Source organism: Ignatzschineria sp. F8392, assembly GCF_002252045.1.
In the GTDB taxonomy this organism is placed as follows: Bacteria; Pseudomonadota; Gammaproteobacteria; order Cardiobacteriales; family Wohlfahrtiimonadaceae; genus Ignatzschineria.
In genome coordinates, this window is record NZ_NEFF01000001.1 from 924,569 (window position 1) to 949,641 (window position 25,073).

Here is a 25,073-nt window from a genome sequence, read left to right on the forward strand (position 1 = left end):
TAAGCTGTAAGAAGTTGCAAGAGAGATCGATAGGGAATTTAACCTTCTACTAATTATCACTTTTATTATATAAGAGGCTTAAAATGAAGAAATTAACAATGATTGGACTTGCAGTATTGACGCTTGCTGGTTGTACAAACTCAAGTCTATATTCGGGTGATGTCTATACAGGAAACCAGGCGAAAACAGTTCAATCAGTCTCCTATGGTACAGTTGTTGCAGTTCGTCCTGTGACGATTCAAGCGGAAGGTTCATCTTTAGGAACCGTCTCTGGTGCAGTCTTAGGAGGTGTTCTTGGTAATGCAATGGGTGGAGGTCGTGGTCGTAATATCACAACCGCTGTGGGTGCCGTTGCAGGTGGAATCGCAGGAAATAAAGTTGAGCAACAGATGGATAAAGTTCAAGGTGTTGAGCTCGATATTAAAACCGATAGCGGACAAACAATTGCGGTGGTACAGAAGCAAGATAAGAGCCTTTTCCGCCCAGGTCAGCGTGTAAGAATGGTAGGAAGTGGTCGTAATATCAACGTTTCTCCTCTTTAATAGCATCGATTATCGAGCGTAAGTGCATTAAAAACATTAAATTAAAAATGCATAGCAAAAAGGATCTAAAATGGAGTAATCCTCTATTTAGATCCTTTTTTTCTTTTACTGTAATAATCAATTATTGTCATAATCAATTCTTAAGAGAGTTATTGGAGCGGCGGGAGCCGACGAATTCTTTCTTTTTGCCACTGCATGCCCGCCCATTGGCATCTTTAATGCCGGGAATAATGATTATTAAAAGCATAATATTCATAATATTTGCCAAGACGTAATCATTGGCAGAGCGCATCTGCCGGCATGTGATTTAAGGAAGAGCGCGGTGGTTAAATCCGGCAGTGTTCAGCCTTTTTCTTTTTACTGTAATAATCAATTATTGTCATAATCAATTCTTAAGAAAGTTATTGGAGCGGCGGGAGCTGACTAATTTTTTTTTACCATTGCATGTCACCCATTGGCATCTTTGATGCTGGGGAAAATCACTATTTAAATGGTTAAAACTTCATCCCAAGATCGGCGCATTGCGCGCCGATTGGGTTATTGTATTATTTGAAAAGTATTATTTGAAAAAGTTAAGTGCAGAGACATTGAAGACTTCCACCAATAAATGGGAGACAATTGCCACTAAACCGTAGAGAATGATGATGTAGGGCATCACTTTTCCACCAAAAGCGCGGAATGAGACAGCAGGTTTTTGCCCGCTTTTTTCTGCTTTTTTTCGATAATTGATCACCATTGCAGCCGGTACAATAACAGACCAGATCGCTGCAAAGAGACCTGCAAACCCGATCGCTAATACAAATCCATTTGGAAAGAGCATCCCTAAAATTGTAGGAGGTAAGAAGGTGATCAATGCTGTTACAAAGCGACCTTTATGACCATCATTAATCTTAAAGAGATCAGCAATATAGTCGAAAAGACCCAATCCTGCGCCTAAAAATGAGGTCACAACCGCGAAGAACGCAAAGAAGCGGAGCGCTAAACCGGCAAAAGGTGAGGCATTAACCTCATCGAGAAGCCATGCTACTTGGTCACTTCCCACAGAGAGGAAACTTTCACGCTCAATACTGCCCATAATAGCGACCATCCAAGCAAGATAGAAGATAAAGGTGATGGACATTCCCCACGCAATCGCTTTCTTGATCTTTTTCCCCTCAATTCCATAATATTTTACAAAGCTAGGAACGCTAGCATGGAAGCAGAAGGAGGTTAAGAAGAAGGGCAGACTGGCAAAAGCATAGATGGCATAACGAGATTCACCACTTGGCTCAAAGAGATAGGGGATCTCGATTTTGCCTAAAAGACCTGTCACTGCGGCGAAAAGGGTCAAAAACATACCGATCATTAAGATGGTTGAGATACGATCAACCGCTTTAGTGCTCCACCAAACGATGCCGGTGAAGAGTAGAGCGAAAATCAGTGAGGATTGATAGCGCGGAATCGCAATATCGAAATTGTGACCGATGGTATTACTGATTACAGAACCAGAACCGACGACATAAGCATAGAGAAGAATATAGAGAACAAAGGCGACAGAGAACCCATTTACAAAGCGCCAAAGCCCCCCTAAATTATCTTTTACTAAGGTATCAAAACTCGCGCCAGGCTTATAGCCTAAATTGACCTCTAAGATCTGCTCCGCAGTAATATACATAAAAAAAACAGTCAAGAGCATTATCATGACTGTCCAACCAAACCACATCCCTGCAGATGCGATCGGTAAGCTTAACATTCCGGCTCCAATCATGGTTCCTGCAGCGATCATTGCGCCACCCACAACTGAAGGCGATTTATCTACTTTCATCTTCTTCCTCATCGGTCTACAACATAAGTTTGACCTGTTAGTTGATATTGCTCATTACTATATATGATCACATATATTGATCATGTGTCTTGATCAGCATCGATTAGCATCGATTAGCATCGATCAGCCAATCGGCTAATATGAATTGATAAGTGCTGATAAGCGCTGATAAGAATCTACCGAATTTATCAGATCTATCTAGCCTATCAAATCGATTGATGCTCCAAATTTATTACTGAAAGTCTCTAATATTATCACGATCTACTATTACTGTAATGATTAATCGGGAAAATCGCGGGATAAAAATAGATCTTTGGGGATAATATGTGATAGACTTCTCGCCATTGACCGCAACATAATATGATTTTTTGATTCGTTTATCACTTCACTTACTGCACAGCCCATCTTTTCACTCCGTTTATTCTATATTTGCGTAAGTAGGCCTTTTATTTAAGTACCGTTGCAACAGCGTCAATATTTTGGGCCCTATCCTTCAGATTTTTATATCACTATTTTACTGATGCTTGAATCAGCAGTCATTAAGATTGACGGATAGATCTTCTCCTCTTGCACCTTTTTGAGGAAATAATAAAAATGACTATTGAAGTATCGCCAGTTGAAGCGATTTCAACAAGAAAACCCACGATTATTGAAGCATTTATTCCCATAATATTTATGATGTTCTCCCTTGTGATCGGGATCGGTCTATGGGATGTTAGCCCCCATATACCCCTCTTATTGAGCGTCTGTGTAGCGATTATTGTCGCAATGCGCTTAGGTTTTAAATGGAAAGCGATCGAAACGGGAATGTTAGATGCCGTTCGTCTTGCGCTACAAGCGATTGTAATTCTGATTGTGATCGGTACCATTATCGCCTCTTGGATTGCCGGCGGCATCGTTCCGACCTTGATTTATTATGGACTCAATCTTCTTAATCCCGCCTATTTTCTAGTTGCAGCATGCGCCATCTGCTGCATTATCTCGATCGCATCGGGAAATGCTTGGACTGCCGCTGGGACAATAGGGATTGCGATTATGGGGATCGGCTTTGGTTTAGGGATTCCTCCAGAGATGGTAGCAGGTGCGGTAATTTCCGGCGCTTACTTTGGTGATAAGATCTCCCCACTTTCTGAGTCGACTAACTTAGCACCGGGAATCGTAGGGGTAGATCTCTTTGAACATATTCGTTATATGCTCTATACCACCATTCCGGCATTGATTATCTCTCTGATCCTTTTTACGATTTTAGGTTTTAGTGCAACCGCAGATTTAACTGATACGGCAGCGACAAACTTTACTCTGAGAGAAGATCTTAAAGAGCTCTTTGTGATCTCCCCTTGGTTACTCTTAGTGCCGGCATCGATCATTATTGTGATGATTTTCCGTATACCGGCATTTCCAGGATTAATGATAGGCTCTATTTTAGGCGTGCTCTGCGCACTCTTTGTGCAGAATGCTGATCCTAGCATGGTGATGAATGCGCTCTATGATGGCTATAGCATTACGACAGATAATGAGACGCTCAATGAACTCCTCAATAATGGCGGGATTGTCTCGGTCTTCTCGACAGTATCGCTTGTGATTATCGCAATGTGTTTTGGGGGGATTTTAGAGTTTACCGGCATCTTCCAGACTATCGTTGCCTCTATTGTTCGTTTAGCAAAGACAACAAAGAGTCTGATTATTGCCACGGTGACAACCTGTATTACGGGCAATATTGTCGGATGTGATCAATATATGTCGATCATTGTGCCGGGCAGAATGTATGCAGAGGAGTATCGTAAGCGTGGGATTAAAGGGAAAGTTCTCTCTCGTACATTGGAAGATTCTGGAACGATGACGTCACCGCTTATCCCTTGGAATACTTGTGGTGCCTTTATGGCAACAACATTGGGCGTTGCGACCTTTGATTATCTCCCATATACCTTCCTCTGCCTCCTAAGTCCGGTGATTGCAATCGCTTATGCCTTAACAGGTTATACCATTGAATATTATGAAGATGGGGAAGCGCCGAAGAAAGTTAGACGTTTTAGAATGCCTAAGCGTATCTAATCAAGAGGTAGATCGCTAGAGTAGATAAGAGTAGATAGATAAGAGAGTGATCGAGAGATCACTCTTTTTTATTATTTCTATTTATGCTGAGCGAAGATGGATCTGTCGGTAACGATCAGGTGTCATACCGGTCATTTTAAGAAAGAGGGTAATAAAGCTAGAGGTAGAGCGATATCCGAGCCTAAATGCACTCTCCTCAACACTATAACCTTTCTCTAAAAGCGCTAAGCCGTGGATAAAACGAAGACGCGCAGACCATTCACTAAAGCTCATTCCCAATTCTTTTTGAAAGTAGCGTGCGAGCGTTCGCTCGGTTGTATAGACTCGCTCCGCCCACTCTTTAAGCGTTAATCGCAGTGCCGGATTGGCTTCTAAGGCGCTTAAAATGGGCATTAAATAGCGATGATGAGAGAAGGGGAGATAAGTATGGCCGACCATTGCCTCTTCAAGTTCATCGATAAAAACGAGGCTTCGGCGATAATCACGATCACTTTCGGGGAGATAGATCTCTTTTGCAAAGAGCTCATCAATAATACTCGATGCGATAGCGCTCAGTTGTAGGAGCGATGGGGTTTGAGGAAGCTTTTTCGCCTCTGCTTCACAGATATTGACTGAGCGAAAGCGTGCTTCAGCGCGACTATAACAGCTATGAGAGCAGAGTGGTGGAATCCAGATAGCAAATCCCGGCGGGGCAATAAAGCGTTCTTGAGCAATCTCTAAGGTGATCACACCATCATTAACTAAAATCATCTGTCCCCAAGAGTGGGAATGGCTTAAATATTCTGTCGCTTCATTGATATGTTCATCCGCTAGCATAATAAGGCGCTTAGGGTGATGTTGAAATGATTGCAGAGGAAGTTGCTGCACCATTAAAGACTCCTATTAGAGAGAGGGTGGGGGAGATTGTCTGAATAGTGGGGAGGATTGTCCGATTTCCATTATATCCCTTATATCAGACAGGACTATACTATCCCTCTAATAATTTTCTTACAACTAATTCACTTATAACCTACTCAATCTAGGAGTTATCACTATGCAATTTGCAGCGATGTTCTATCCCCTTTTAGCCGTCTTAATTTGGGCGATGAATGCTGTTGTCAACAAATTATCGACGGGAGTTGTCGAGCCAGAGACTATCTCATTTTACCGATGGTTCTTTGCCTTTTTAATCCTCACGCCATTCTGCCTTAAAAAGAGCATTAAAGAGTGGCAAACGATCAAACCCTATCTTGCTAAACTCGCATTTTTAGGACTTTTGGGGATGGCGCTCTACCAATGTCTTGCTTACTATGCCGCCTATACCATTAGCGCGACGATGATCGGCATCTTTATCTCCCTCATTCCACTATTAACTATTATTTTGAGCCTATTTATCCTTAAAACACCAATCACATTGGGTTTAATTATCGGTAGTGCGCTCTCTTTTTTCGGGATTATCTGGCTGATTAGTGGTGGAATGCCGGGGATTCTCTTTGAAGTAGGGGTTGGGCAAGGGGAGTTGATGATGTTAGTTGCTGCTTCAGCCTATGCGCTCTATGGTGTCTTGACGAAAAAGTGGCAGATTCGTCTCTCTGTTTGGCAATCTCTCTATTGGCAGATTATCTTCGGAATGATAATTCTTCTCCCACTCTTCTGGCTAGCTGTAGATCGAGCGATCACCTCTGATAATATTGGCTTGATTCTCTTTGCCGGCATCCCCGCTTCTATTATCGCACCATTTCTATGGATTAAAGGGGTCGCTTTTCTTGGCCCTAATAAGACAGCACTCTTTATGAATCTTTCACCGCTATTAACAGCACTGATCTCCATTGTTGTACTGCATGAATCTCTAGAGAGCTATCACTATATCGGTGGTGCCGTCTCTCTAACAGGGGTTATGATCGCACAGAGATTTTCGCAGTAATCGATGCTTATCTAGAGTTTCTATTTTGAATCTTAACAAAACACCCTAAAGCAATCATTAATGATCAACTTTAGGGTGTTTTTTATATTCTCTTTATACCCTCTTTATTCTCTCTTTTAAGCGACTAGAGGCTTTTTCGGCGAATCATCCGATGGCGTAGACGGCTATAGATGAATGCGATTAAGAAGAGAAGTGTTTGGCTGAGAACGATACAGGGGCCCGTTTCGGCATCGATATGAAAGCTTAAGAGAACGCCCATAAAAGCGGAGATAAGTGAGGAGATTACCGCAATTATCATCATAATGGGGAAGCGCTTTGTGAGGAGAAAGCCAATAATGCCGGGGGCTACCAACATCGCGATAACGAGGATAACGCCCACCGCTTGTAGTGATGCCACAATACTTAGTGCTAATAGAATCAGTAATGTATAGTGCAGAAATTTAACCGGCAGCCCTAAAACACTCGCTTGTACCGGATCGAAGCAGTAGAGCATAAAATCTTTTCGTTTCAAGAGGATAACAAGTAACGTAATGCCGGCAATAATGATAATTTGCCACAGCTCTGATGGGAGAATCCCTAAGATATTACCAAATAGTACATGAGTAAGATGCTGATCGGTCTTTACAAAGGAGAACGCAAAGAGTCCTAATGCAAAGAGTCCTGAGAAGACGATCCCTAAAATGGCATCCTCTTTAATCCGGCTATTAGCGCGTAGATACCCCGTTGCAACAGCACAGAAGAGCCCAGAGGCAAAGGCGCCTATTACGAGCGGAAGATTGAAGATAAAGGCTAAAACAATCCCCGGCAATACGGCATGAGAGATCGCATCGCCCATCAATGCCCATCCTTTCAAAATAAGGTAGCAGGAGAGAACGGCACAGACAACGCCGGAGATAAGCGCGCCTAACATCGCTTGCTGCATAAAGGGATATTGTAGTGGTGTTAAAATTAAGGAATCGATCATAGTGATACCTCCTTCTGCGCTAACTTTTGCCCATCTTGCTCCAATGTCCCTTCGATCTTATCAATACTTTCACTCAGTTTTTGATGCCGGCGTGCTGAGCGACGTTTTGCAAAATGACCATGCTTAGGTGCGAAGAGAAATGCAAGCAGAAAGAGCGAGGTTTGAAGAACAACGATCAAACTCCCTGTCGTTCCACCCGGTAAAAAGAAGCTAACATAAGCACCAATAAAGCTACTGACGGCACCAATAATCACCGCTAGCGTGAGCATCACACCAAAGCGATCTGTCAAGAGATAAGCGGTAGCACCAGGGGTGATTACCATTGCGATTACTAAGATTGCTCCTACCGTTTGGAGAGCTGCAACAATACAGGCGCTTAAAAGCACAAAGAAGAGGATCTGTAGACGCATGACCGGTAAACCGATTGTCTTTGCTTGCACTTCATCGAAGAAGAGTAGCATCAGATCTTTCCAATAGCAGAGAAGGAGAAGAAGGGAGATGATAGTGATAATGGCTGCTTGTAGGGCATCACCATCGGAGATTCCTAAAATATTACCAAAGACAATGGAGTTGATGCTAATAGGGGTGGGATTGAGTGAGATGATAAGGAGCCCCGCGGCAAAGAAGCTACTAAAGATTAAGCCGATAATGGCATCTTCTCGCAATTTTGTGAAATGCTTCACCAGCCCCATTGCAAGAGCTGCTAAAATCCCGGTAAAAAATGCCCCAATAGCGTAAGGAAGGCTTAAAGCATAAGCGCCGGCAACCCCGGGGACGACAGAGTGGGAGAGCGCATCCCCCATTAATGACCATCCTTTAAGCACCAGATAAGCAGAGAGAAAAGCACAAACAGCGCCAACTAGAAGACTCATCAAAATCGCTTTGAGCATATACTCATACTGAAAAGGCTCTATTAAGAGCGACAATAACTGTTCCATTGATCACTCCTGAGATGTTTCACTATTAAGAGGGGCACGCTCTTTTTGATTATTGCGTACTTTTTTAAGCTCTTGAGTCTCTGTGCAGCCATAGAAGACAGCAGGGCGTTCATCATCAGTTAAGACCGTTAAATGGCGCGGATCATCATCACTATGGAGATGATCGCCCTTAAGTGAGATCTCACGCAGAACGCCACCGAAGGTATGGGTAAGATTCTCCTGTGTATAGGTGGTTTCTGTGGGACCTTGGGCTAAAACTGTCTGATTTAAGAGAATAACCTGATCACAAAACTCTGGAATCGATCCTAAGTTATGGGTGGAGACTAACATCAGATAATTCTCTTCTCTTAGTGAGATAAGAAGTTCAATAATGCTATCTTCGGTCTTAAGATCAACGCCGGTAAAGGGTTCATCGAGTAGTAAAATACGGCTCTCTTGCGCTAATGCTCTTGCTAAAAAGACCCTTTTTTTCTGCCCGCCGGAGAGCTCACCGATCTGCCGCTTACGAAAAGCGGTAAGATCGACGCGTGCTAAGGCTTCATCGACCTTTTGATGATCTATTTTAGAAGGAATTCGTAAAAAACCCATCTTGCCATATCGACCCATCATCACCACATCTTCAACAAGAACAGGGAAGTTCCAATCAACTTCCTCTGTCTGTGGGACATAAGCGATCTTATTGGCTTTTAGCGCCTCTTTAATAGCCATATTATCGATCTTAATCGTGCCGGAAGTGGGGTTGACTAACCCCATGATCGACTTGAAAAGTGTCGATTTACCACTTCCATTGACACCGACTAAGCCACAAATAGTGCCGGCATCGAGACGAAAATTAACATCAAAAATAGCTCTATGGCCATTGCCGTAAACAACAGCGACATCTTCAACAACGATACTCATTCTAGGTTAAATCCTTTAACAATCGTTTCTACAGTGGTTTGGAGAAGATCAATATAGGTGGGGACAGGCCCATCTTCTGTTGAGAGAGAATCAACATAGAGAACGCCACCATAACGAGCGCCACTCTCTTTAGCAACCTGTTTTGCTGGTTTATCAGAGATGGTACTCTCACTAAAAAGAACCGGAATTTGGTTGGCACGAATGGTATCAATCAAACGTTTAACCTGTTGTGGCGAGCCTTGTTCATCGGCATTGATGGGCCAGAGATAAGCCTCTTTGAGATTATAATCTGCGGCTAAATAACCAAAGGCTCCTTCACTCGTGACTAACCAGCGCTGATCTTCAGGGATCTGCTCAAGCTTTTCCCGTAATGGTTTATCGAGCGCTCTGATCTTTTCGGCATATTGAGCAGCATTTTCATTGTAGATCGCCGCATTTTCAGGATCAGCTTCTACAAAAGCTTGACGAATATTTTCGATATAGATTAAGGCATTATTAGGGCTCATCCAGGCGTGCGGATTAGGTAGCCCTTCATATTCCCCTTCATAGATCGAAAGGGGGGTAATACCCTCTGTTACAACAGCAGATGGGACATTTTTAATATTTTGGAAGAAGCGCTCAAACCAACGTTCAAGATTGAGACCATTCCATAAAATAAGCTCAGCATCTTGCGCTTTGACGAGATCTCTAGGTGTCGGTTGATAATCATGAATTTCAGCTCCCGGCTTTGTAATTGACTCTACAATTGCTGCATCGCCGGCAACATTTTGTGCCATATCTTGTATTATGGTGAAGGTTGTGATAACTTTTAAGGGTTCTTTCGCATATGCAATTCCCCACGCGGAAGTTAACATCGCGCTAATCAGCGCACCTCTTAGGGCAGTTCTAGCCCACTTTTTCAGACTTTTTTTCGATTTTAATTCCATGATTATTGGCCTCCCTCAGCCTTTTATTTGAGAACCATTCTCATTTGTAAATTTATATCATATAGAGCTTACTGTCAAACTTATCCTAAAAATATAATGAAAAAATGATATTTTTGGGACTGATATAGGATGGTTGAATCTCCCCTTGGAGTGCGCTATAGAGCAAGAGAAGCAGGGAGGAGTTGAAATTGAAGTGCAGAATTTTTCTGGAGATAGATAAAGATCTGGTAAGAGAAATAGTGAGAAGAATCGCAAGAGTCACAAAAAAGGTCACAAAAGGAACCGAAAGAGGAATCGCGAGAAGAAGGGCAGGAGGAGTAAGGGGCCCGGCGAGAATGGTGGAAACTTAAGAGGTCGTAGGAAGAGTTAAAAGAAGACTCAATTGGAAAATCGTCATCATTTCCATTTCAATCTATTTCCATTTCAATCCCAATCCGAGATAGAGCGTTCGATTGGTGCTGCTTCCCCGTTTCGCCTTTAATTTCTCATATTGATAACCGGTATTGATCGAGAGATTATCCGTCAAGCGATAGGCGAGAGAAGCATTGAGATTGAGATCTAAAGTAACATCCCGATTAAAACTTCGCCCGACACTCCCTTTAGTTGCAAAGGAGATGGTCTGATTGTAGAGGTCATGCTGAAAATTCCATTTGAGTGAGAGCTGCGGGTTATTGGAGTGTGTTCGATCCCGATACTCAATACTTTGATAGTTGAGTAATGTCGCCAAAGAGAGCTGTGAGCGCGCATTATTCCAGACCTGAAAACCAGGTCCTGTACCGATTAGTAGATTATTGCGGATATCTTCAATCCAATCGTGCTGAAATGCGATCGATCCTTGCCAGAAGAAGCGCGGCGTGATGAATCGATCCGCGGCATAATTGAGATGATAGTAGTAATCTTTTGTTTTATTCTGATCTCGCTTACGATAGAAGTGTGCGGAGGTGATATGACGCCAAAGACCATATTCCAAAGTATATTCCCCCTTAAGGCGATAGCGGGAGAGGCGAGAATTATCATTATCAAAGATCGCACTTGCGTTGAGCGCTAACTCTTGGCGAAAAGTTTTAGGTTGCAGAGTTGTACGATTTACTTTTGCAATAATAAGATTTTTATCGAAAGGAATGGATTGAGGGATGCCATGATTTTTAATAATGAGTCGATCTTTTAATGCCTCATCTTCAGCATCGTAGCGCACCTCGGTTGAGGTAAAACTCTTTGTAAATTGATTCTCTTTGACGGCGACCGGCGCTTTAATCTCAAATTGAGCGATATGTTTTGCATCTACCTTTACTCTGCCGGCATAAGGGGTTTCGATCTCAACCTTATGCGCCTCTATTAGTAAAATTTTACCACTGAGCTGATCCCCATTTTTTAAACGGATCTGATCGGCAAAGAGCGGAGTCGCTAGAAGTGAAATAAGCAGGGAGAGGAGGAGAATCAGTTGTGAAGTAAAGCGTTGGTGTGAAAATAATCTCATCAATTTTGGCATCAACAATCTCTCTTTTAGGGGAGAAGGTACTTTTCCGATTCTGTAGTAATAGATTACTGTAGAACGAATTAGAAAAGTCGGTAGAGAACAGGATAAAGGTCGATTTTGACAAGATCAAGAATAAATTGACGTTAATTGCCATTAATAAGCATTGGTAAGTACTAATAGACATCAATAGACATTAATAAGCGCCGATAAGCGCCAATTGACACTCACTTAAATTAAATTGATCTATTTGGTCTTGAAGTGTTTTCTTTATACTTTCTCTAAGAGCCAGTGGAGATAACGTGCATGTGCCTGATATCCGGGCTTTTCAGAGTAACGTAATTCCATCGCAAGGTGATCCTCTTCACTGATTCTTTGTCGAGCTTGTGGCGCCATAAAATCATAATAGGTACGTATTCCACTCTCTTTAAGGAGCATTAAACCATGATTCTCAATCTGCTTTGCTAGCCATTGTGGGGAGATGGGGGAGATCGGCGTTAGACTGCCCTTATCGCCCTGAAATTGCCCCTTATCAACATAGTAGTAATTCCCTCGAATGAGATTGTGGTAGATCAATCCTTCTTGGTTGTAGAAGAGAAGAGAGAGTTTGCCCCCTTTCTTCAAGTAAGGAAGTGCGATCTGGAAGAAGAGATCGGGATCAGGTAACCATTCGATCATTGCATGACAGGTGATTAGATCAAATTGAGGAAGCGATAGATGGGGAATTGTTTCCAGAGATTCATGATAAAAGGTGGCATCTATTCTTTCATTCTGAAAGCGCTCTTGCGCTAAATTTAACATCTCTATCGCCGGCTCAACTAAGGTGAGGTGATGGCCCTTTTGGGCAAGCATTAGCGCATATTGTCCCTGTCCAGCGCCTATATCGAGGATAGAGAGAGGTGTTTGATGAAGATTTAACGCATCAAAATCTCGTTCTAAAATAGCAAGGCGCAATCTTCCTTTAAATGTTTGGTAGATATTGCGTTTAAACTTTCGACTCAGCTGATTAAATGTCGTCTTATTGTCATGCCCTCTCTCTCCATGAGGAGCCGATTGCTCAAGTGATTGATCAGAAGAAGCGGATATCGGTTTTGGCGTTTTAGCGAGTTTAGTGGGCATGATGCTTTCTTAAATGACTAAGTGATTAAATGATTAAATGAAGTGACCCAATGATCAATTATCGGAGGATCAGTTGATGAGATCAGACTGATGCATCAGGTTTGTATCATCAGATTTGTATCATCAGATTGATTCGATCAAATTTACGCAATTAGATTAAAGCGGGGATATTGCAAGATTTCTGCTAGCATCGAGTAGGGGAACTCATTGGTAATCTCCCGATAATCGTGAGCTGTATCATTATAAAAAGAGGCAGATTCATCAATATTACGATTAGTGATCTCAACTCTACTCCAGAGCTCCTTTAATTGATCGAGATCTTTCAGCTCAGGATGGTGATTGGCGCGTTTATGAAGATAATTGAGGCGATCACGAAGTAGTAAGATATTGAAGATCTCCTCCTCTTGTGACTGTTTGTGGAGCTTATCATCGTAGAGTGGCATAATCTCTTCATAGAGTTTACGCTCGTCGCGTAGTACCTTCTGTGTGATAACAATAATAGGGCGAGAGTGGTCGATTAATTCACTCTGAAGTCGTAGAACATCTGAAAATGCCGTTTCACAGAGCAATCGCTGAGCACGTAATTTTCGGTAATGGTGGAGGAACAGCACTAAAATAGTGGCAGAGAGAAGAATCGTAATAACGATCGTTAATATAGTGGTTTTCATATAAGCTCAAGGTTCCTTAGCCGATGAGAGTTCTATCTACAAAGTGGCGCGTCGTTAGCCACCGCGCTATTCTCTATCATTTCTCCTATTATATTCGGAATAAAAATAAATGGAGAGATATATTGATCTATTAACCTAGGTTGGTGGGTCGGTGATCTATTAAATAGAGATTATCGATGAGTATTTCGATGGGTACTCTTTGAGATTTCTCATGCCTCCTCTTCATTTTCCATTTCCACTTCACATTTCATATTTCACATTCCTCATTCCCGGTTTCCAGTTTTTCTACTCTTAGATTGCCATTTTTTTAGGAGTCATCCATACCTTTTTTCGGGGTAAAAAGAGGGTGAAAAATTCTCTTTAGGGAAAGATAAAAATCTCTGAAATGCCCCATAAAATCTTTATCGAAAGATAAAAAATAGCGCTCTAATTCTATTGACTAAGGTGGGGCATAAGGATAGAATCAGTGACTCAGAAATCGATCATCTCTTTCGATTCCTATTGATCTTATTTATGGGTTGAATTTCTCAATGAAAAAACAGAAAGTCGCCATCATTATGGGGAGTAGAAGCGATCTGCCAACAATGCAGAATGCTGCTGATATACTCAACCAATTTTCCATCTCATACGACATGAAAATCGTCTCGGCACATCGTACGCCAGAGCATATGGTCTCCTTTGCGCTCTCTGCAAGAGAGGCAGGTTATGATCTGATTATTGCCGGAGCAGGAGGTGCTGCGCATCTTCCGGGAATGGTTGCTTCTTTAACGACACTCCCTGTCATTGGTGTTCCAATTAAAACAAGTACCTTAAGTGGTGTTGATTCTCTCTACTCTATTGTGCAGATGCCTGGTGGCGTGCCTGTTGCCACAATGGCAATCGGTGATGCCGGCGCCAAAAATGCCGCACTTTTAGCAGCTCAAATTCTCGCATTGAGTAACGACACACTTCATCAACAGATTGAACATTTTCGCGAAAAGCAAACCGCAACTGTATTAGCAGACAGCACAATTGAGGAGAAATAACTAAAATGCACATTTTACCCGGAAAAACTATTGGAATTATAGGTGGTGGTCAACTAGGTAAAATGCTAGCAGAAGCGGCGAACAGGATGGGATATTACGTTATCACGCTCGATCCTGCTTCAGATGCGCCGGCAGTCTCCGCATCTCATGGACATATTGTCTCTGGTTTCTCCAATGAAGAGGGTTATGAAACATTGATCTCTCGCTGTGATGTGGTGACTTATGAGTTTGAAAATATTAGCGCCAGCTTGGTAAAACGTCTCAATGAGGAGTATTGCAATATTCCTCAAGGTGAGCTTCCCCTCTATTTAGCCCAAAATAGAGCACGTGAAAAAGCAGCATTAACGGAAGCGAGCTTACCTGTTGCGCCCTATGTGGTATTGGAAGATCCAGAAAAAGAGCTCTCTAATGCGATTGACACATTAGGTTACCCTTTTGTCGTAAAGACACAGGAGGGGGGCTATGATGGTAAAGGGCAAGTGGTTGTTCGGAGTGAGGCTGATCTTCCTAAAGTTGCAACGCTCTACAATATCCCCTGTGTTGCGGAAAAATTTATCCCATATGATTGGGAATGCTCGATTATCGGAACGCGCTCAATTAATGGTGAATATCGACACTTCCCGATAGCGGAAAACCTTCATCACAATAATATTCTTTTTAAGACCGTTGCCGGCAGTGAAAAGGTGACGGCTGAATTAGAAGATGCGCTCAACGAGATGCTTAAAAGCTTTATGGTGACTCACAATATTGTGGGAACATTAGCGATGGAAGCTTTTGTTGTAGGAGATCTTATCTATGTCAATGAGCTTGCGCCAAGACCCCATAACTCCGGGCATTTTACCATTGAAGGGTGTGCAACAAGTCAATTTGAACAGCATATTCGGGCGATCTGTGGCCTCCCTCTTGGAGAGACTACACTCAAGCAGAAGACAGTGATGTTCAATATTCTTGGGCAAAATCGAGAGTTTCTCTTCAATTATCTCCCCCATCTTTCGAGCGATGCGCACCTTCATCTCTATGGGAAAAAGGAATTTAAAAATAACCGTAAAATGGGCCATGTCACCTTTACGGGCTCAAAAGGATTAACTTCTTTTGAGAAAATGCTGACAGATAGTTTTGAATAAACTGATACTCAAGGACTCTAATGAAACGTAGATTTTATATTGAAAGTACCCCGCGCTATTCAACTGAGGCTGCTGCCTTATTAAGCGAGCTCAAAAAAGCACTTAATATTCAGACGTTATCAAAAGTGCGACTCATTCAAGTATATGACCTCTTTGATTTGGCAGAGAAAGACCTTGATAGAGTGCGTACGGCATTAATTCAACCAGTCCGAGATCAAGAGATTGATGAGAGTATCATGATGGCTGAATTAGCAAAAATGCCTCACTTCACGATTGAATGGCTTCCTGGACAATATGACCAAAGAGCATATAGCGCAGAGCTTGCATTTAAAGTGCTCGGGATCTCTCCTAAAACACAAGTTGCAACGGCACTTCTTTACGGTTTTAATCATGATCTCTCTGCAGAAGATCTCCAAAAAATTCAAGATTATCTCTTTAACCCCATCAATTCCCGCCTGAAAGATCTCACCCTTCCTATTAATGAATCACGTTTTATCGATAGACGTGAGCCGAAGAAGGTGGAGAAAATTAAAGACTTTATCCATATGACCGATTCGAAACTGACAGAATTTAAGCTGCAGATGGGATTGGCAATGGAGTTTGAAGATCTTAAACATATTCAAGATTACTTTAAAAATGAAGAGAATCGTAACCCTACCGAGACAGAACTCTTAGTTCTCGATACCTATTGGTCGGATCATTGCCGTCACACCACTTTTGAGACTGCGCTTCAAACGATCGATTTTACCGAGAGTCAATTTAAAGAGCAGATTCAGCAAGCGTATGAAGATTATCTTGCGCTTCGTCGTGAGACGGGAATTACAGAGCGCCCTGAAACATTGATGGATATGGCGACAATTTTTGGTCGTTATCAGCGTAAAACAGGTGAGCTGGCTGATATGGAAGTGTCTGATGAGGTCAATGCCTGCTCTGTTCGCATCAATGTCGATGTTAATGGTGTCGATGAGCCATGGTTGTTGATGTTTAAAAATGAGACCCATAATCACCCCACAGAGATTGAGCCTTTCGGTGGTGCTAACACTTGTGTAGGGGGGGCTATTCGTGATCCGCTCTCAGGGCGTGCTTATGTCTATCAAGGAATGCGTATCACGGGTGCAGGTAATGTGCTTGAGCCGGTAGAAGAGACGCTTCCTAACAAGATTCCTCAAAGAAGAATTAGTAAAGTCGCAACCCAAGGAAATAGTGCTTATGCTAATCAGATTGGGGGTACAACGGCTTTTGCTAAGGAGTATATCCATCCCGGATTTGTGGCAAAACGAATGGAGTTAGGGGCGGTTGTCGGTGCGGTGCGTGAAGATTATGTTGTGCGTGAAAAGCCCGTTGCCGGCGATCTAATTATTCTTTTAGGTGCAAAAACAGGCCGTGATGGCGTCGGTGCAGCAACAGGCTCATCGCAAGTACAAACCGTTGAGACAGTTGAAACTGCAGGTACAGATGTCCAGAAGGGCTGTGCAAGTGAAGAGCGTAAAATTCTTCGTCTCTTCCGCAAGAAAGAGGTGACAACGCTGATTAAGAAGTCAAATGACTTTGGTGCGGGCGGCGTCTCTGTTGCGATTGGTGAGTTAGCAGATGGTGTCTATGTCGATCTTGATAAGGTTCCGACAAAGTATCCCGGCCTTAATGGTACAGACCTTGCAATCTCAGAATCACAAGAGCGTATGGCAGTTGTGGTGGCAAAAGAGAATGCAGAGCGCTTTATTGAGCTTGCGGCGGCGGAGTCTGTAGATGCTGTAGTTGTGGCAAAAGTAACAGAAGATCCTCGCCTTGTGCTTGAATGGAAAGGGCATAAAATTGTTGATATTGCCCGCTCATTCTTAGATACCAATGGTATTCGTAAAACGGCGACCGCTAAAGTGGTTGATAGCAACCTACCATCACCACTTCTTCAGCGTCAAAACTTAGATGATATTGAGAAGACTTGGCAGAATATTCTTTCTGATGTCAATATTGCGAGTCAAAAAGGGATGAATCAGAGTTTTGATTCCACCTTAGGGCGCTCAACTGTTCTTCTACCTTATGGTGGTAAGTGTCAGGCAACGCCGGCAGAAGCTTCAATTCAGAAGATTCAAGTTGCAGAAGGGGAGACGCAGACAGCAGCAATCTTAGCGCATGGCTACAATCCCTATATTGGTGAGTGGTCTCCTTTCCATGGCGCGGCGTATGCGGTTATTGAATCCCTCTCTCGCTTAGTGGCATCAGGTGGTGATCCTAAGCGCGCACGACTCTCTTTCCAAGAGTACTTTGAGCGTTTAGATGGTGTTCCAGAGCGTTTTGGTAAGCCGGTAGCAGCACTTTTAGGCTCTATCGCTGCGCAGAAAGCTTTCAATGTGCCGAGTATTGGCGGTAAAGATAGTATGAGCGGAACTTATGAGGAGATCAATGTTCCACCTACTTTAGTCTCTTTTGCGGTTGTTCCGGTAAAGACTGAAGATGTTATCTCACCAGAATTTAAGGATAGTGGTCACTATATCTATCTTCTTCCTGTGAAGGAGGATGTGACAGATCGCATCCCTTATGAAGAGATTAAACGTAACTTTGAAGTTTTTGAGAAGATCCATCGTCAATATAAGATCTATGCGGCAAGCTCCGTTCGTCAAGGTGGTGTCGCTGAGAGTTTAGCAATGATGAGCTTTGGTAATCGTATCGGTGCTAATATCGAAAATATCTCTGAGCATGATCTTTTCCGCCCACAATATGGGGCATTTGTGATCACAACGCGTCAAGCGTTACCGGAGTCGGAAGATTATATTGCCATCGGTACAACATTGAGTGAATACCGCTTCGATTATGGTCAGATCACTATTTTAGGTTCAACGCTACAAGCGGCAGCGGAAGATCGTTTTGAGAAGATCTATCCGATCTATCAGAAGAGCGAAGGTTTTGTTCCTAAAGTAGAGGCTCGCCCCTTAAGTGCCGTGAAGAATCATCTTGCAGTTGAAAAACCACAGGTCTTAATTCCTGTCTTTGAGGGAACGCATAGTGAATATGATACGGCGAAAGCTTTTGAAAAAGCGGGTGCGACAACCAATCTTCTACCGATCGTAATGTTAACGGAGGCTGATTATTTAGCCTCAATTCTGAAGTTTAAAGAGGCCTTAAAGCTCTCTGAGATCTTTGTCCTATCATCCGGCTTTGCAAGTACTGAAGAGCCAGCAGGAACAGGGTCAACAATGGCGCTCTTCTTAAAACGTCCTGAGATTCAAAAAGCGGTTGAAAACTTCTTAGAGAAGGGTGGATTGCTCCTCGGTATTAATGCCGGTTTCCATGCTTTAGTGAAAACAGGCCTTCTCCCTTACGGTGAATATCGTCAAGAGAGTGAACTCCTCTTAACGACCAATCAGATCGGTGAGTTTAAAGCGCAGATGGTGACAACAGAAGTTGTGAATAATCACTCATTATGGTTTGCGACCAATAGTATTGGTGAAGAGCATCACCTCCCCTTTGCAGCATTAGAAGGGCGCGTTGTCTTAACAGAAGAACTCTATGAGCAATTAAAAGAGCGTGGGCAGATCGCAACTCAATATGTCGATCATAAAGGGCGTGCAACACTTGATCTCACCTTTAACCCGGCACTCTCTGATTATGCGATTGAAGCGATTACAAGTCCTAATGGGCAGATTCTCGGTAAGATGGCACATAGTGAGCGATATGAAGAGGGGCTTTTCCTCAATATCCCCGGCAATAAAGCACAAACGATCTTTGAAAATGCAGTGGCAGCAGTCACTACTCCTAAAATCTAATATGAGCAGAAGGTATTAAATATGTCACAGTTACTCTATGAAGGTAAAGCGAAACAGATCTACAGTACAGAGAATCCAGAAGAGGTTCTGATCCATTATAAGGATGATGCAACTGCAGGTAATGGTGCTAAGAAGGCTCAATTTGAAGATAAAGGGGTCTTAAATGCTGCGATTTCGACGATGATCTTTGAATATCTAATTGAAAATGGTATTAAGACCCATCTGATCAAGCAGGTTAATGATCGTGATGTTCTCTGTGAGAAGATCGATATTGTCCTTCTTGAGGTGATTATGCGTAATATCGCAACAGGATCACTCACAAGTCGTTTAGGGATTAAAGAGGGAACAAAGCTGAACCCGCCGATCCTTGAATTCTGCTATAAAAAAGATGAGTTTAATGATCCATTGATCAATACTGATCACGCATTAGCACTCGGCTTAGCAACGCGTGAGGAGATTGAGACAATCTCTGAAGAGGCACGCAAGATCAATCAACTCCTTATCAAACTCTTTGCAGAGATCGGCATTGAACTTGTAGATTTTAAGGTGGAGTTTGGTCGTAATCCTAAAGGGGAGATTGTTCTCGCTGATGAGATTAGCCCAGATACCTGTCGCCTTTGGGATGTTGAAACCCATAGCAAGCTCGATAAGGATCGCTTCCGTCAAGATCTCGGTAATGTGATCGATGCCTACCGTGAAATTCATAAGCGTCTTTTAGCACGCAAGGAGAAATAAGTGTTTGCAGTTATTGGTAATCCAAATGCTGCTTCCTTAACGTACTACGGGCTGCATAGTTTGCAGCACCGTGGTCAAGAAGGTTCCGGTATCTCTGTAATGAATGATGATGGAGAGATCAATACCATTAAAGGTGAGGGACTCTTAACGGATGTCTTTACCAATCCTGCAATGTTAGTCGATCTGCCGGGGGCATATAGTATCGGTCATATCCGCTATCCATCAAATGGGGAGAAGGGCTACGATAATGTCCAACCGCTTTTGATGAAGATGAGTGATGAGAAGTTTGCCATCGCTTATAACGGCAATATCACCAATACAACAGAGCTTCGTCGTGAGCTAGAGCGTCAAGGAAGTGTCTTTCACGCTTCAGGTGATGCGGAGATCTTAGTTCATCTTATTCGTCGTAAAGAGGGCTCATTTTTAGAGCGATTAAAAGCTTCTCTCTTAGAGCTTGAGGGAGCTTTCAACTACTTTATTCTTCATGATAGTGGTGTCTACGCCGTTCGTGATAGTAAAGGAATTCGCCCACTCTGTATCGGTAAATTGTCAGACGGCGGTTATGTCTTTGCCTCTGAGACCTGTGCTTTAGGGATTGTAGGCGCAACTTATATTCGTGATGTGCTACCCGGTGAGATCGTCTATATTGAAGATGGTAGAGTGATGTCAACCTTCTTTACTGAAGAGCGCATGCATGCAATCTGCTTGATGGAATATGTCTATTTTGCACGCCCTGATAGTGATCTTGAAGAGCGAAATGTCCATAGCTTTCGTAAGCAGAGTGGTATTGAACTCTGTAAAGAGACCCATGTAGATGCCGATATGGTGATCGGTGTTCCCGACTCATCGATTTCGGCAGCTAATGGTTATGCAGAAGGGGCCGGACTTCCTAATGAGATGGGATTGATCAAAAATCGTTACGTTGGTAGAACCTTTATTCGCCCGACACAAGCATTGCGTGAGCAGGGTGTCAGAATGAAGTTAGCGCCAATTCCTTCTGTTGTTAAAGGAAAACGTGTGATTGTGATTGATGATTCTATTGTCCGTGGAACAACAAGTCGCCGTATTGTGCAGATGTTACGGGAAGCGGGAGCCAAAGAGATCCATATGCGCGTCTCCTCACCGCCGATTATGTATCCCTGTTTTTATGGGGTTGATACCTCAAGAAGAGAAGATCTTTTAGCGCATCAACTCGATACGGAAGAGATGCGTCGCCATATCAAAGCAGATTCCTTAGCGTTTTTAAGTCGAGAGGGAACGGTCCGCGCCCTTCAGCGTTCAGAGAGTTTAGGCCCTAATTGTGGTGTCTGTATGGCCTGTTTTACAGGCGAGTACCCCACTGATATCTTAAAGAGAGAGCAGTAGAGAGATCAATTAAGAGAGATCAACGTATAACGCAGTTATACTCATACGTAGTTAATTATAAGTAGGATCGACACTCAATTAAGCGTCTTAATGGGTGTCGATCCGCAATCATCAGATTCTGGTATAAGAAGAGTAGAAAGGAATAAGCATGAGCGATGCATATAGAGAAGCAGGTGTTAATCTTGAGGCTGGCTACGAGTCAGTTGAACGAATTAAAAAGCATGTTGCCAGTACCATGCGCATTGGTGCGATGGATATTTTTGGTGATTTTGGTGGCTCATTCGATCTTTCAGAGCTTAACTATCAAAAACCTGTATTAGTCTCCGGCACCGATGGTGTTGGCACAAAGTTAAAACTCGCTTTTGAGATGGATATCCATGACACCATCGGAATCGATGCGGTTGCTATGTGTGTAAATGATATCTTAACGCAAGGGGCAGAGCCGCTCTTCTTCTTAGATTACATCGCCTGTGGGAAGAATAATCCCGCACAGATTGAAGCGATTGTAAAAGGCGTTGCTGAAGGCTCTAAACTTTCAGGCGCTGCGCTCTTAGGTGGTGAAACAGCAGAGATGCCAGGTTTTTATCAAGATGGTGAATATGATATTGCTGGCTTTGCTGTCGGCGTTGTTGAAAAAGATGAACGCATTACAAAAGCAAATGTGAAAGTAGGCGATAAGATTATCGGCTTACCTTCAAGTGGCGTGCATAGTAATGGATTCTCCTTAGTTCGCCATATTATTAAGGAGAAAGGGCTCGATTTTCATACCACTTATGAAGGCTTTGATAAACCCTTAGGTGAAGTGCTTTTAACACCCACAGAGATCTATGTAAAACCGATTCTCAATCTCTTAAAAGAGGTTAAAGTCAATGCAATGGCACACATTACAGGGGGCGGTTTCTATGAAAATGTTCCGCGGATGCTCTCTGGTCAGTTAGGAGCTCGATTTGAGCAAAAAGCATGGAATCCGCCGGCGATCTTCCCCTTTTTACAGAAAGCAGCAGGGATCTCCGATAAAGAGATGTTTACTGTCTTCAATATGGGCATTGGCTATATGATTGTGGTTGATCCAAGTGATGTGGAGCAGACGCTGTCATTACTGCCTACCGCCACTTTAATTGGTGAAATTACTGAGTCTGGTGAAGTAGAGATTGTATAGATGAAAAAGATCGCTATTTTTGCCTCAGGAACAGGATCAAATTTTGATGCATTAGTTGCTGCTATTGAACGAGGAGAGCTCGCCGCATCGGTAGAGCTACTCGTTTGTGATCGTCGCTCTGCAAAAGTTTTAGAGAAAGCGAAAGCAAAGGGGATTCCAACACTCCTCTTTTCAGGAAAAGAGTATGCTTCTAAAGCAGAGTATGAAGCGATGATTGTTGAAGCTTTGCATGAACATCAGGTTGAATGGATAGTTCTTGCTGGATATATGAGACTGTTAGGGGAGACGCTTCTAAATGCCTATCCTAATCGGATTATCAATATCCATCCATCGCTACTTCCCGCTTATAAGGGGAAAGATGCCGTAGGACAAGCGCTAGCAGCCGGCGAGAGAGTGGTGGGTGTATCGATCCATTATGTCGATGCCGGTATGGATACAGGCGAATTGATCGCTCAAGAGTCGATCAATCTCACAGGACGAGAGAATAAGGAAGAGGTGATGGAGATGGTTCACCATGTTGAACATCAACTCTATCCTAAAACATTAGCAAAGCTCTTTGCAGCGTCAGCTAGCTAGAGTCGTTCGCACAACAATTTTATATCGATATCTATTTTATAGATGCTTAGAGTAGTCTTCGACTTCGACTCAAACTGAGAGTAATAGAGTAATAGATATTGATCACAATTTTCCGCGCTACTTCTGAAGCCTACTTATTGAGCGAATAACTTAGGTAGAGAATCGCCGTAGTATTCAGAAGTATTGCGATCATTTCATCGTTGTTATTTTAGAAAGGATAGATCTAATCATGACTAAACGACGCGCACTTTTAAGTGTCAGTGATAAAACAGGAATTACCGAATTTGCAGCTGAACTCGTAAATTTAGGTTTTGAGCTTATCTCCACAGGGGGAACTAAGAAAGCGATTAGCGATGCCGGCATTGCAGTGAAAGATATCTCTGATATCACCGGCTTTCCAGAGATTATGGATGGTCGCGTTAAAACGTTGCATCCTATGGTTCATGGTGGTTTACTCTCCATTCGCGGTAATGAGAATCATACCAAAGCGATGACCGATAATGGTATTGATTATATCGATATGGTTGTGGTGAATCTCTATCCTTTTAAAGAGACAATCAGTAAACCTGGCGTTCAATATAATGATGCGATTGAGAATATCGATATTGGCGGTCCTTCAATGCTCCGTAGTGCAGCGAAAAACCATGAATCAGTAACTGTTATTACCGATCCGGCAGATTATGCTGTGGTTTTGGAAGAGCTAAAAGCAAATGGTGATACCACTTTTGCAACGCGTCAAAAATTAGCGCTTAAAGTCTATCAAACAACAGCCGCTTATGATGCATTGATTGCACAATATTTTGCCAATGAAATTGGGGATCAATTCCCGGAGAAGCTCACTTTAACTTATGAAAAGCAGCAAGGTCTTCGTTATGGTGAAAATCCTCATCAAGAAGCAGCCTTCTACAGAACGCCATTACCCCAAAATAACTCGCTTGCCCATGCAACGCAGATTCATGGTAAAGAGCTCTCTTACAACAATATTCAAGATGCGAATGCAGCAGTCAATATTATGTTGGAATTTAAAGAGCCGGTGGTTGTAGCAGTGAAACATATGAACCCTTGTGGTGTTGGTTTAGGCAAAGATCTGTTTGAAGCTTGGACAAAAGCGTATGAAGCAGATCCAACGTCTATCTTTGGTGGAATCATTGCGACCAATCGGGAAGTGGATGCGAAAACAGCCGAAAAGATGAGTGAGATCTTCCTTGAGATCATTATCGCGCCAAGCTTTACCGAAGAGGCGAAAGCGATCTTAATGGCGAAGAAAAATATCCGTCTTTTAGAGAATAATCCGCAAGACGAGCAGATGAAAGAGACCTTAACAACCACAGCTGTCAATGGTGGTCTTCTAGTGCAGACACTCGATCGAGCAGAGATCGATCCCGAAGCCTTCACGGTAGTGACAGAGCGCAAACCGACTCAAGAAGAGATGGATGCGCTACTCTTTGCCTGGAAAGTGGTTAAACATGTGAAATCGAATGCCATTGTTGTTGCAAAAGAGGGGCAGACTTTAGGTGTCGGCGCAGGGCAGATGAACCGTGTGGGTGCAGCTCAAATCGCACTCGATCAAGCAGGAGCAGAAGCAGAGGGTAATGTTTTAGCATCTGATGCTTTCTTCCCAATGCCAGATACTTTAGAAAATGCAGCGAAAGCCGGCATTAAAGCGGTTATTCAACCGGGTGGTTCAATTAAAGATCAAGATTCGATCGATGTCGCAAATCGTTATGGTATTGCCATGGTCTTTACAGGAACACGCCATTTTAAACACTAATCAATCGTAAGATTGAGAGTTAATCTCCTTAGATGGAGAAAAAAGCCAAAAAACAGAATCGTCCACTTGAAGTCGTAATTTTATTGTGTGGTGCTTTAAGAGCGATCAGAGATGAACGGTTCTGTTTGGAGGAAGTCAAAGTGCCGGAGGACGCAAGTTCTCCGGCATTTATGTATTGGGATTAATATAATCACCCCAATTTTGATCTTTGTGCCACTTTCTGTGTTGATTATCTGTTCAAATGAGATTTAGTCAAAAACTTTTATG

General features: G+C 42.8%; 20 protein-coding genes. 11 read left to right on the forward strand and 9 right to left on the reverse strand.

Annotation, left to right across the window (positions count from 1 at the left end; all coding sequences use genetic code 11):
- Positions 1–83: 83 nt before the first annotated feature.
- Positions 84–542 carry a glycine zipper 2TM domain-containing protein gene (locus B9T19_RS04055; protein WP_094567288.1) on the forward strand — a complete coding sequence of 153 codons (459 nt, stop codon included), beginning with the start codon at positions 84–86 and terminating at the stop codon, positions 540–542.
- Between the two features lie 559 nt (positions 543–1,101).
- Here B9T19_RS04055 and B9T19_RS04060 read toward each other — a convergent pair.
- Positions 1,102–2,346, reverse strand: coding sequence for an aromatic amino acid transport family protein (locus B9T19_RS04060; protein ID WP_094567289.1), 1,245 nt, complete (start codon positions 2,344–2,346; stop codon positions 1,102–1,104).
- A gap of 594 nt (positions 2,347–2,940) precedes the next feature.
- On the opposite strand from B9T19_RS04060, the gene nhaC reads away from it, so the two are divergent.
- On the forward strand, positions 2,941–4,398 hold the full coding sequence (gene nhaC, locus B9T19_RS04065; RefSeq protein WP_094567290.1) for a Na+/H+ antiporter NhaC: 1,458 nt from the start codon (positions 2,941–2,943) through the stop codon (positions 4,396–4,398).
- An 81-nt stretch (positions 4,399–4,479) separates the two neighbouring features.
- Here the strand turns inward: nhaC and B9T19_RS04070 are convergent, their stop codons facing one another.
- Positions 4,480–5,268 (reverse strand): helix-turn-helix transcriptional regulator, encoded by a 789-nt coding sequence (locus B9T19_RS04070; protein WP_094567291.1) that lies wholly within the window; start codon positions 5,266–5,268, stop codon positions 4,480–4,482.
- Between the two features lie 163 nt (positions 5,269–5,431).
- Here B9T19_RS04070 and B9T19_RS04075 point away from each other — a divergent pair, with 163 nt between their 5' ends.
- The gene (locus B9T19_RS04075) at positions 5,432–6,301 is read left to right on the forward strand and encodes a DMT family transporter (protein WP_094567292.1); all 870 of its coding nucleotides are present in this window, start codon (positions 5,432–5,434) and stop codon (positions 6,299–6,301) included.
- Positions 6,302–6,425: 124 nt separating this feature from the next.
- Here the strand turns inward: B9T19_RS04075 and B9T19_RS04080 are convergent, their stop codons facing one another.
- The 7 genes from B9T19_RS04080 to B9T19_RS04110 form a co-directional block, all read right to left on the reverse strand.
- Positions 6,426–7,271: a metal ABC transporter permease gene (locus B9T19_RS04080; RefSeq protein ID WP_369828057.1), complete on the reverse strand. Its 846-nt coding sequence runs from the start codon at positions 7,269–7,271 to the stop codon at positions 6,426–6,428.
- Positions 7,262–8,203 (reverse strand): metal ABC transporter permease, encoded by a 942-nt coding sequence (locus B9T19_RS04085; RefSeq protein ID WP_094567294.1) that lies wholly within the window; start codon positions 8,201–8,203, stop codon positions 7,262–7,264. Before B9T19_RS04085 ends, B9T19_RS04080 begins: the two co-directional genes overlap by 10 nt.
- A 3-nt stretch (positions 8,204–8,206) precedes the next feature.
- Positions 8,207–9,103, reverse strand: coding sequence for an ATP-binding cassette domain-containing protein (locus B9T19_RS04090; RefSeq protein ID WP_094567295.1), 897 nt, complete (start codon positions 9,101–9,103; stop codon positions 8,207–8,209).
- Positions 9,100–9,957: a metal ABC transporter substrate-binding protein gene (locus B9T19_RS04095; protein WP_233146784.1), complete on the reverse strand. Its 858-nt coding sequence runs from the start codon at positions 9,955–9,957 to the stop codon at positions 9,100–9,102. Before B9T19_RS04095 ends, B9T19_RS04090 begins: the two co-directional genes overlap by 4 nt.
- Positions 9,958–10,441: 484 nt before the next feature.
- On the reverse strand, positions 10,442–11,518 hold the full coding sequence (locus tag B9T19_RS04100) for a DUF481 domain-containing protein (protein ID WP_094567297.1): 1,077 nt from the start codon (positions 11,516–11,518) through the stop codon (positions 10,442–10,444).
- A 255-nt stretch (positions 11,519–11,773) separates the two neighbouring features.
- Entirely contained in the window at positions 11,774–12,622 is an 849-nt protein-coding gene (locus B9T19_RS04105; RefSeq protein WP_094567298.1) for a methyltransferase domain-containing protein, read from the reverse strand.
- A 143-nt stretch (positions 12,623–12,765) separates the two neighbouring features.
- The gene (locus B9T19_RS04110; protein ID WP_094567299.1) at positions 12,766–13,290 is read right to left on the reverse strand and encodes a LemA family protein; all 525 of its coding nucleotides are present in this window, start codon (positions 13,288–13,290) and stop codon (positions 12,766–12,768) included.
- 530 nt (positions 13,291–13,820) lie between these two features.
- Between B9T19_RS04110 and purE the strand changes: the two genes are divergently transcribed.
- The 8 genes from purE (at position 13,821) to purH (ending at position 24,806) form a co-directional block, all read left to right on the forward strand.
- Positions 13,821–14,315: a 5-(carboxyamino)imidazole ribonucleotide mutase gene (gene purE, locus B9T19_RS04115; protein ID WP_094567300.1), complete on the forward strand. Its 495-nt coding sequence runs from the start codon at positions 13,821–13,823 to the stop codon at positions 14,313–14,315.
- A 5-nt stretch (positions 14,316–14,320) separates the two neighbouring features.
- Positions 14,321–15,439, forward strand: coding sequence for a 5-(carboxyamino)imidazole ribonucleotide synthase (purK, locus tag B9T19_RS04120; protein ID WP_094567301.1), 1,119 nt, complete (start codon positions 14,321–14,323; stop codon positions 15,437–15,439).
- Between the two features lie 20 nt (positions 15,440–15,459).
- Positions 15,460–19,200, forward strand: a complete 3,741-nt coding sequence (locus tag B9T19_RS04125; protein ID WP_094567302.1) for a phosphoribosylformylglycinamidine synthase — start codon at positions 15,460–15,462, stop codon at positions 19,198–19,200.
- A gap of 21 nt (positions 19,201–19,221) precedes the next feature.
- Complete coding sequence (purC, locus tag B9T19_RS10720; protein ID WP_094567303.1) at positions 19,222–19,935, forward strand: phosphoribosylaminoimidazolesuccinocarboxamide synthase; 714 nt, start codon at positions 19,222–19,224, stop codon at positions 19,933–19,935.
- Positions 19,936–21,300 (forward strand): amidophosphoribosyltransferase, encoded by a 1,365-nt coding sequence (gene purF / locus B9T19_RS04135; protein ID WP_094567304.1) that lies wholly within the window; start codon positions 19,936–19,938, stop codon positions 21,298–21,300.
- A gap of 148 nt (positions 21,301–21,448) precedes the next feature.
- Positions 21,449–22,459 (forward strand): phosphoribosylformylglycinamidine cyclo-ligase, encoded by a 1,011-nt coding sequence (gene purM / locus B9T19_RS04140; protein WP_094567305.1) that lies wholly within the window; start codon positions 21,449–21,451, stop codon positions 22,457–22,459.
- Complete coding sequence (gene purN, locus B9T19_RS04145) at positions 22,460–23,035, forward strand: phosphoribosylglycinamide formyltransferase (protein WP_094567306.1); 576 nt, start codon at positions 22,460–22,462, stop codon at positions 23,033–23,035.
- A 229-nt stretch (positions 23,036–23,264) separates the two neighbouring features.
- Positions 23,265–24,806, forward strand: a complete 1,542-nt coding sequence (purH, locus tag B9T19_RS04150; RefSeq protein WP_094567307.1) for a bifunctional phosphoribosylaminoimidazolecarboxamide formyltransferase/IMP cyclohydrolase — start codon at positions 23,265–23,267, stop codon at positions 24,804–24,806.
- The last annotated feature ends 267 nt before the right edge of the window (positions 24,807–25,073 follow it).

Coding starts and splice junctions, on each gene's coding strand:
- B9T19_RS04055 (WP_094567288.1), top strand. CDS start 84: ATGAAGAAATTAACAATGATTGGACTTGCAGTATTGACGCTTGCTGGT.
- B9T19_RS04060 (WP_094567289.1), bottom strand. CDS start 2,346: ATGAAAGTAGATAAATCGCCTTCAGTTGTGGGTGGCGCAATGATCGCT.
- nhaC (WP_094567290.1), top strand. CDS start 2,941: ATGACTATTGAAGTATCGCCAGTTGAAGCGATTTCAACAAGAAAACCC.
- B9T19_RS04070 (WP_094567291.1), bottom strand. CDS start 5,268: ATGGTGCAGCAACTTCCTCTGCAATCATTTCAACATCACCCTAAGCGC.
- B9T19_RS04075 (WP_094567292.1), top strand. CDS start 5,432: ATGCAATTTGCAGCGATGTTCTATCCCCTTTTAGCCGTCTTAATTTGG.
- B9T19_RS04085 (WP_094567294.1), bottom strand. CDS start 8,203: ATGGAACAGTTATTGTCGCTCTTAATAGAGCCTTTTCAGTATGAGTAT.
- B9T19_RS04090 (WP_094567295.1), bottom strand. CDS start 9,103: ATGAGTATCGTTGTTGAAGATGTCGCTGTTGTTTACGGCAATGGCCAT.
- B9T19_RS04095 (WP_233146784.1), bottom strand. CDS start 9,957: ATGTTAACTTCCGCGTGGGGAATTGCATATGCGAAAGAACCCTTAAAA.
- B9T19_RS04100 (WP_094567297.1), bottom strand. CDS start 11,518: ATGCCAAAATTGATGAGATTATTTTCACACCAACGCTTTACTTCACAA.
- B9T19_RS04105 (WP_094567298.1), bottom strand. CDS start 12,622: ATGCCCACTAAACTCGCTAAAACGCCAAAACCGATATCCGCTTCTTCT.
- B9T19_RS04110 (WP_094567299.1), bottom strand. CDS start 13,290: ATGAAAACCACTATATTAACGATCGTTATTACGATTCTTCTCTCTGCC.
- purE (WP_094567300.1), top strand. CDS start 13,821: ATGAAAAAACAGAAAGTCGCCATCATTATGGGGAGTAGAAGCGATCTG.
- purK (WP_094567301.1), top strand. CDS start 14,321: ATGCACATTTTACCCGGAAAAACTATTGGAATTATAGGTGGTGGTCAA.
- B9T19_RS04125 (WP_094567302.1), top strand. CDS start 15,460: ATGAAACGTAGATTTTATATTGAAAGTACCCCGCGCTATTCAACTGAG.
- purC (WP_094567303.1), top strand. CDS start 19,222: ATGTCACAGTTACTCTATGAAGGTAAAGCGAAACAGATCTACAGTACA.
- purM (WP_094567305.1), top strand. CDS start 21,449: ATGAGCGATGCATATAGAGAAGCAGGTGTTAATCTTGAGGCTGGCTAC.
- purN (WP_094567306.1), top strand. CDS start 22,460: ATGAAAAAGATCGCTATTTTTGCCTCAGGAACAGGATCAAATTTTGAT.
- purH (WP_094567307.1), top strand. CDS start 23,265: ATGACTAAACGACGCGCACTTTTAAGTGTCAGTGATAAAACAGGAATT.